Annotated in this window: 9 protein-coding genes; 3 read left to right on the top strand and 6 right to left on the bottom strand. The window is 27.7% G+C overall.

Features of this window, described 5'->3' with window-relative positions; translation table 11 throughout:
• On the top strand, nucleotides 1–594 hold the full coding sequence (locus ACIJYG_RS07215) for a DUF3501 family protein (RefSeq protein ID WP_435096886.1): 594 nt from the start codon (nucleotides 1–3) through the stop codon (nucleotides 592–594).
• Here ACIJYG_RS07215 and ACIJYG_RS07220 read toward each other — a convergent pair.
• Genes ACIJYG_RS07220 through ubiE form a run of 6 tightly spaced genes read right to left on the bottom strand, consistent with a single transcriptional unit; the run spans nucleotide 587 to nucleotide 5,699 of the window.
• Complete coding sequence (locus ACIJYG_RS07220; protein WP_435096889.1) at nucleotides 587–1,039, bottom strand: SH3 domain-containing protein; 453 nt, start codon at nucleotides 1,037–1,039, stop codon at nucleotides 587–589. The genes ACIJYG_RS07215 and ACIJYG_RS07220 overlap by 8 nt on opposite strands.
• Nucleotides 1,030–1,785: a HesA/MoeB/ThiF family protein gene (locus tag ACIJYG_RS07225; RefSeq protein ID WP_435096892.1), complete on the bottom strand. Its 756-nt coding sequence runs from the start codon at nucleotides 1,783–1,785 to the stop codon at nucleotides 1,030–1,032. The genes ACIJYG_RS07220 and ACIJYG_RS07225 overlap by 10 nt, the downstream gene beginning before the upstream one ends.
• A complete protein-coding gene (dut, locus tag ACIJYG_RS07230) occupies nucleotides 1,782–2,219 on the bottom strand; it encodes a dUTP diphosphatase (RefSeq protein WP_435096895.1) in 438 nt (145 codons plus the stop codon). Before dut ends, ACIJYG_RS07225 begins: the two co-directional genes overlap by 4 nt.
• The gene (coaBC, locus tag ACIJYG_RS07235) at nucleotides 2,219–3,418 is read right to left on the bottom strand and encodes a bifunctional phosphopantothenoylcysteine decarboxylase/phosphopantothenate--cysteine ligase CoaBC (protein WP_435096898.1); all 1,200 of its coding nucleotides are present in this window, start codon (nucleotides 3,416–3,418) and stop codon (nucleotides 2,219–2,221) included. Before coaBC ends, dut begins: the two co-directional genes overlap by 1 nt.
• Nucleotides 3,419–3,426: 8 nt before the next feature.
• Nucleotides 3,427–4,995: a 2-polyprenylphenol 6-hydroxylase gene (gene ubiB / locus ACIJYG_RS07240; RefSeq protein WP_435096901.1), complete on the bottom strand. Its 1,569-nt coding sequence runs from the start codon at nucleotides 4,993–4,995 to the stop codon at nucleotides 3,427–3,429.
• Nucleotides 4,995–5,699 carry a bifunctional demethylmenaquinone methyltransferase/2-methoxy-6-polyprenyl-1,4-benzoquinol methylase UbiE gene (gene ubiE / locus ACIJYG_RS07245; protein WP_435096904.1) on the bottom strand — a complete coding sequence of 235 codons (705 nt, stop codon included), beginning with the start codon at nucleotides 5,697–5,699 and terminating at the stop codon, nucleotides 4,995–4,997. Before ubiE ends, ubiB begins: the two co-directional genes overlap by 1 nt.
• 31 nt (nucleotides 5,700–5,730) lie before the next feature.
• Between ubiE and mutM the strand changes: the two genes are divergently transcribed.
• Nucleotides 5,731–6,594, top strand: coding sequence for a bifunctional DNA-formamidopyrimidine glycosylase/DNA-(apurinic or apyrimidinic site) lyase (gene mutM / locus ACIJYG_RS07250; protein WP_435096907.1), 864 nt, complete (start codon nucleotides 5,731–5,733; stop codon nucleotides 6,592–6,594).
• Between the two features lie 50 nt (nucleotides 6,595–6,644).
• Entirely contained in the window at nucleotides 6,645–6,905 is a 261-nt protein-coding gene (gene rpsT / locus ACIJYG_RS07255) for a 30S ribosomal protein S20 (RefSeq protein ID WP_435096910.1), read from the top strand.
• Nucleotides 6,906–7,098 lie beyond the last annotated feature (193 nt).

Raw genomic sequence — 7,098 nt, forward strand, 5'->3', positions numbered from 1 at the left:
ATGTCAAGAGACAAAAAAAAAATTGTAAAAGAAGACATCATGCCTCTAGATGTCTATACAAAAAATAGAAAAGAGCTTAGAAAAAGTATTGTTAGCTTTAAGAAAGATAGAAGAATAGCACTAGGTCCATATGCAACTTTTTATTTTGAAAGTTACGAAACAATGTTAGCCCAAGTACAAGAAATGCTTTACATTGAAAAAGGTGGTGATGAACAGCTAAAAGATGAACTTACTGCTTATAATCCGCTGATACCCAATGGAAAAGAGCTAACAGCTACACTAATGTTTGAAATTGACAATCCAATTTCAAGAGCAGCATTCTTAAGTAAAGTTGGAGGAATAGAGGAAAAAGTCTTCATTAAAATTAATGGTGAGACAATTAAAGCAATCCCTGAGGAGGACGTTGATAGAACTTCTGCAGAAGGAAAGGCTTCTTCAGTTCAATTCATACATTTTACATTTGATGATGAACAAATTCAAAAATTTAAATCGAACGGCGCAGAAGTTGAAATTGGGATTGACCACAAAGAATACTCTCATACAACAAAACTAAATGCAGCAAATTTAAGCTCTTTATCAGCAGATTTTAGTTAATTAAGCCCCAAATATCAGTAGTTTTAATCCATCCTTCATAACTATCAGATTTGATCTTGCACCAGTTATTTTCACATTTATCGACAATTAGCAATCTTCCTTTTTCTATTTGAGCTGTTGGTTTTGCAAAAGATGATGGTTTCTTAAATAAAATTTTATCTTTAGTTGCTATCACTGAATTATTCTTTTTTAATTGTGAGACATGTATCCATCCACTATTATTTTTTAAATCAATAATTCTTCTAAAATTATCTTTTTTATCTATTTCCTTTAATGGTAGATTTATTTTTTTATAAACATATTTTATATCTGAGTCAAAGCTAGGACCATAACGAACATTAACTTTACTTTTTTTTAAAGAGACAAAAGTTTCTTCAGCAACAGAGGATATCGTTAAAATTGTTAAACAAAATAATGTATAAATAATTTTTTGTATTAATTGCATTTACATTTTTTTCTTTTGTTAAATTTTACTTTTCTAAAATTTAAATTCAAAAAATCTATTATTAAAATAAATCCATTTAAATTTTGACCAACATTTAAAATTTTTTTTAAGATTTCGTTAGCTTGCATAGTACCAATGATTCCAGCAATAGTTCCAAGTATTCCTTCATGTTCACAGTTTAGTATGTCGTCAGAAATACTTTCTTCCTGATAAAAACATCTTAAACAAGGATTTTTTTTATTATTGAAATCAAAAGTGAATATATGTCCATCAAATTTGCTTATAGCCCCAGTTACTAGAAATTTTTTATATTTTAAGCTTATATCGTTAATTAAAAATTTTGTTTCAAAATTGTCTGTACCATCAACAATATAATCATAATTCTTAACAATTTTTGTAAATTTTTTTTTATTTAATTTTAAATTGTAAATATCAATTTTAGTTTTAGAATTGATATTATTTAATTTTTTTTTAGCCACCTTAACTTTTGGTTTTCCCAAATCTTTTTCATCATATAAGGTTTGTCGGTGAATATTTGAAAGACTAACTAAATCATGATCTACAATTCCAAGAAATCCAACACCTGACCTGGTTAGAAATTCGGCTACAGGACATCCTAATCCACCCATACCAATTATTAGAACTTTTGAGTTTAAAATTTTTTTTTGGCCTAAACCACCAATATTTTTTAAAATAATTTGTCTTGAATATTTTTCGAGCTGATTTTTACTAAGTTTTAAACTCATTTTCCAGTTGAGCCAAATCCACCTTCTCCTCTAACTGTTTCGGGTAAAACATCTGTTTCTTCTAGTTGCATCTTAATAACAGGAGTTAAAATCATTTGAGCTATTCTATCCTTATTATTTATTACAAAATTAGTATTGCCATGATTGTAAAGAATAACTCTAATTTCACCTCTATAATCGCTATCTATTGTACCTGGAGTATTTAAAACACTAATATTGTTTTTAGCAGCTAAACCAGATCTTGGTCTAATTTGAATTTCAAACTCACTAGGAAATGCAACAGAAATGCCAGTTGGAACTAAACAAGAATTCTGTGGTTTTAGTGTTATTGGCTCATTTATAAAAGCCATTAAATCCATACCTGATGCTCCATTAGTTTTATAGGCAGGTAGCTCAACAGATGAGTCTAATTTTTTTATAAGAACTTTTGTCATTAATTTAATTGATTAATTATTCTATCAACTATTTCATCGGATATTTCAGATTTCTTTTTATATGAAAGTTTTTCTTTATTTTTATCTTTATAGTAGATCGTTACTTCATTAAAATCAGAGCTGAAGCCAATTTTTTTATTAGACACATCATTTGCAATTATCCAGTCACAATTTTTATTGTTTAATTTTTTTTCTGCATTTCTTTCAACATTATTTGTTTCAGCTGCAAATCCTATAACAAGTTCTGGTCTCATTGAATTATGGTTTGAAATATAATTCAATATATCTACATTCTTTTCTAAATTTAAATTTAATGATTCATGTTTTTTAATTTTATTTTTAAATTTTTTATTTATTTTAAAATCAGCTACTGCTGCAGAAAAAACTGCTACATTAGTGGGTAAGTTTTTTTGAGTTTCTAATAACATTTCATCTGCTGTTTCAACTTCAATAAGTTTAATATCATCATCAATTTTTAAATTAGTTGGTCCTGAAATAAGAGTTGTATCAAAACCTTTTTTAGATAAAGATTTAGCAATTTCATATCCCTGTTTACCACTAGATTTATTTGTAATAAATCTTACAGGATCAATGTATTCGTTTGTTGGACCAGCTGTAACTAGTGCTTTTAATTTTTTATTTTTTTTAAGATTCAAAAAATAATTGTTTATTTCGTTTGAAATTTTATCAGGTTCAGACATTTTTCCTTCACCGTATTCCCCGCAAGCCATTTCCCCAATTTCTGGACCAATAAGTTTGTAACCATAATTTATTAGTTTTTGTAAATTTTGTTTTGTTGATTGATGTTCCCACATTCTTACATTCATAGCCGGTGCTAAATAAATCTCTTTATTTGATGCAAGTACAACGGTTGAAGCTAAATCATCTGTTGTACCTTGAGCTAATTTTGAAATTGTATTTGCTGTAGCTGGTGCAATTAAAATTACATCTGCCCATCTTGATAAAGCGATATGATCCATCTCAGTTTCATTTTCGACATTAAATAAATCAGTATAAACTTTCCCTTGAGAGAGTGATGCAACAGAAAGAGGAGTTATAAATTCTTTAGCACTATTGGTTAAAATTGTTTTTATTTGTGCTCCTTTTTTTTTGAAAATTCTAATTGTTTCAAGACTTTTATAAGCAGAGATTCCACCACAAATTATATAAAGAATTTTTTTGTCTAACAGATTTTTCATTTGCCGAATTAAAATACCAATAACCCTATAATTACAAGAACTAATAAACCAATAATAGATTGGTTTCTAAAAGCAGTCATTTCAGATTTTTTATTATTTAAGGCTGTGTAAGAATTTGAGTTTTGTGGGATTTGACCACTAGCTAAAAATGTTAAAGCTTGATTAGCTTTATCCATGATCTCAGGAAATTCTGGCAATCTTTTAATAACCTCCGATGTATTGTTCAGAGTATCTGTGATCGCATTAATTGGATCTTTAGTTTCTCTCAACCAGCTTTCAAGTACAGGCTTGGACGTTGTCCATATATTTGTATTAGGGTTTAATTTTCTTGCAACTCCTTCAACTACAACCATAGTTTTTTGTAACATTAATAATTGAGGCTGGGTTTGCATATTAAATTTCTCAGTTACATCAAATAATTGTTTTAGTAATTTGCCTCCCGATATATCTTTAACTGCTTGACCAAATATAGGTTCTCCTATTGATCTTAGAGCTTGAGCCAAATCGTCAATTGGAACATTATTTGGAACTAATCCAGCTACCAAATGTACTTCGGCTACTTTCCTGTAATCCCTTTGTATAAATCCAAATAAAATCTCTGCTAAGAATCTTTTACTTACTTTGTCTAATCTACCCATTATACCGAAATCTATAGGGGCAATCTGACCATTGTTATCAATAAAAATATTTCCTTGATGCATATCTGCATGGAAAAAACCATCTCTTACTGCGTGTCTTAAAAAATGTTGAATAATGTCTTCTGCAATTTTATTTGTATCTAAATTTTTATTTTTTAATTCTTCAGTTTCTCTTATTGATACGCCATCAATCCAATCGAGAGTCATTACATTTTCACTTGTAAAGTTCCAATAAATTTGTGGTACTCTAAATCCTGCATCGTTTTTAGTATTTTCTGCATATTCATTTGCTGCAGCTGCTTCAAACCTTAAATCCATTTCAAGATTTGTTATCTCTTTCAATAAAAATACAACCTCAACAAGCTTTAATCTTTTTGTTTTTTTTACAAAAGACTCGATTATAAAAGCAAACAACATCATTGCGTCAATTTCTTCATTAAATATTTTCTTAATATTTGGTCTTAAAATTTTTATTGCCACATCTTTAATAGTTCCATTGTCATTAATCTGAGCTTTGTGAACTTGTGCAATCGAGGCAGCTGCAACAGGTTCGCTAAAGTCTATTATTGAATTATATGTGTCCTCACCAAGATCTCTTTTAATTATTTCTTTTGCTTGGCTTATAGAGAAAGGTGGAAGACGATCTTGTAAATTTTCAAGCTTAGTTGATAGTTCTTCACCAATAATATCAGGTCTAGTTGCTAAAAATTGGCCAAGTTTTATAAATGTGGTGCCCATAGACTCTAAAGAATTAGATAATCTTTCTCCCTCATTAGAACTTAGGTTTTGCTGATTTTTCTTAGAAAAAGAAATTGATAACAGCTGAAATAATATTGTTATTATAACAGGTGGTTTTTGGAATTTTGAAGCAATACTTAGTATATCAGATTTAGCAATTTTTCTTCCTAACTTAAATAAAGTTATAAATTTTTTAATCATTAATATTTCCATCCACTATGAATTGAAACAATCCCTCCAGAAAAATTTCTGTAAGAGCATTTTTGAAAGTTATTGTTCTTCATTAATTCAATTAATTCTTCCTGATTAATAAATTGTTCTATACTTTTAACTAAATACTCATATGGCTCTTTTTCACCAACTACAAATTGACCAATGATTGGAATTAATTTTGAATAATTTTTATAAATAAAATCAAGATTTGAGTTCTGTATTTTTGAAAATTCTAAGCACAAGTACCTTCCACCTGGTTTTAAAACTCTATATGCTTCAGAAAGAGCTTTGTTTAAATCTTTTGTGTTCCTTAGTCCAAAACTAATAGTATAAAAATCAAATTTATTGTCTTCGAAGGGTAGTTGTTCCGCAGGAGAAATAACCCAGTTAATATTTTTGTAACTAGAGAGCTTTTGTTTACCTTGGCTTACCATTCCTTTGTTGGGATCCACACAAGTAATTCTACCATTTTTATCAGTGCTGTCTAAATAGAGTTTACCTATGTCGCCTGTTCCACAAGCAACATCGATGAAATTTTTATTTAAAGATGGGTTCATCATATTTATTAAGCTTTTTTTCCAAAATCTATGAACACCGAGTGACATAAAGTCATTCATTAGGTCATATTTACTATAGACCTGATCAAATACACCTTCTACTAGTCCTTTTTTATTTTGAAGATATTGTTGCATAAAAAAAAATATATATTCAATATAGTGTGAAATGCCAGAATTACCAGAAGTAGAAATTGTAAGACAATCTCTTCATAAAAAAATCAAACAAAAAAAGGTTAAAAAAGTAATAATACGAAATAGAAATTTAAGATTAAAAATTCCACCGAACTTTGCTACTTATTTTCAGAATAAAAAAATAATTAAAGTAGGAAGATTCTCTAAATATTTAATCATTTATCTACCAAGAGAAAATTATTGCTTAATTCATCTTGGCATGTCAGGAACAATACACATAGTAAATAATAAATTAATTAACAAACCTACAAATACTAGTTTTTATAATTCTCCTTTTTTACCAAAAAAACATAATCATGTTGAGTTAATTTTTGAAAAATTTAGGATTATTTATAATGATCCAAGAAGATTTGGTTTTTTCCAATTAATAAAAAATAATCTAGACTTAAATAAAAGATTTTATCATTTGGGTCCTGAACCTTTTGATAAGAGTTTTAATCTAACTTATGTTTATAATTTTTTTAAAGGAAAAAATAAAGATATAAAAAATTTTTTACTTGATCAAAAATTTGTTTCAGGAATAGGAAATATTTATGCTAGTGAAATTCTATTTTTAAGCAAAATAAATCCATTTAAAAAAGTAAAATTATTAAGTAAAAAAGAATGTCAAAAAATTATAAATAACAGTAAAAAAATTCTACTTAAAGCTATTAGTAAGGGTGGATCTAGTATTAGAAATTTTAAGGATACCTCGGGATTAAAAGGTGGTTTTCAGAATGAATTTAAAGTTTATCATCAAGAGGGAAAACAGTGTAAAAATTTAGGTTGTTCTAATGTTATTAAAAAAAAAATAATCTCCAATAGATCAACTTTTTTTTGTGATTCTTGTCAAAAATAGCCAATTATTTTATTGACCACCATAAATTCTCAAGCTATACCCCTGCGGATATGGCAAACACAAAATCAGCAATTAAGAGAATTAGAAGAATATCTAAGCAAACGGCGGTTAATAAGGCTAGAAAAAGCAGATTTAGAAATGCTTTAAAAAAAATGAACCTTTTAATTGATGATAAAAAAAAAGATGAAGCTCTAAAGTTCTTGCCTAAATTGAATTCAGAACTAATGAAAATTGCCAAGACTGGGATTATTAAGAAACAAAATGCATCAAGAAACGTTTCTAGAATAACCAAAAAGATTTCTGCCATATAAATTTAAAATTTATAAGCTTGCACAAAAACAACCTCAAGTATTCACATCATCTATTAATAAAGTTCAAATATTTAACCATATCTAGATTTGGTAAATAAAAATAGTTTTAATGATTCAATCTATAAACGATTCAATCGGTGTTTGATTCAAAAAAATATTTAGATAAAAAATAAATTAATTTTTTTTTATCAAT

This window comes from Candidatus Pelagibacter bacterium nBUS_27, assembly GCF_051200985.1.
Lineage (GTDB): Bacteria > Pseudomonadota > Alphaproteobacteria > Pelagibacterales > Pelagibacteraceae > Pelagibacter.

What these genes read in the sequence shown, in the direction of transcription:
- ACIJYG_RS07215 (WP_435096886.1), top strand. Translation starts at nt 1, where the DNA reads ATGTCAAGAGACAAAAAAAAAATTGTAAAAGAAGACATCATGCCTCTA.
- ACIJYG_RS07220 (WP_435096889.1), bottom strand. Translation starts at nt 1,039, where the DNA reads ATGCAATTAATACAAAAAATTATTTATACATTATTTTGTTTAACAATT.
- ACIJYG_RS07225 (WP_435096892.1), bottom strand. Translation starts at nt 1,785, where the DNA reads ATGAGTTTAAAACTTAGTAAAAATCAGCTCGAAAAATATTCAAGACAA.
- dut (WP_435096895.1), bottom strand. Translation starts at nt 2,219, where the DNA reads ATGACAAAAGTTCTTATAAAAAAATTAGACTCATCTGTTGAGCTACCT.
- coaBC (WP_435096898.1), bottom strand. Translation starts at nt 3,418, where the DNA reads ATGAAAAATCTGTTAGACAAAAAAATTCTTTATATAATTTGTGGTGGA.
- ubiB (WP_435096901.1), bottom strand. Translation starts at nt 4,995, where the DNA reads ATGATTAAAAAATTTATAACTTTATTTAAGTTAGGAAGAAAAATTGCT.
- ubiE (WP_435096904.1), bottom strand. Translation starts at nt 5,699, where the DNA reads ATGCAACAATATCTTCAAAATAAAAAAGGACTAGTAGAAGGTGTATTT.
- mutM (WP_435096907.1), top strand. Translation starts at nt 5,731, where the DNA reads ATGCCAGAATTACCAGAAGTAGAAATTGTAAGACAATCTCTTCATAAA.
- rpsT (WP_435096910.1), top strand. Translation starts at nt 6,645, where the DNA reads ATGGCAAACACAAAATCAGCAATTAAGAGAATTAGAAGAATATCTAAG.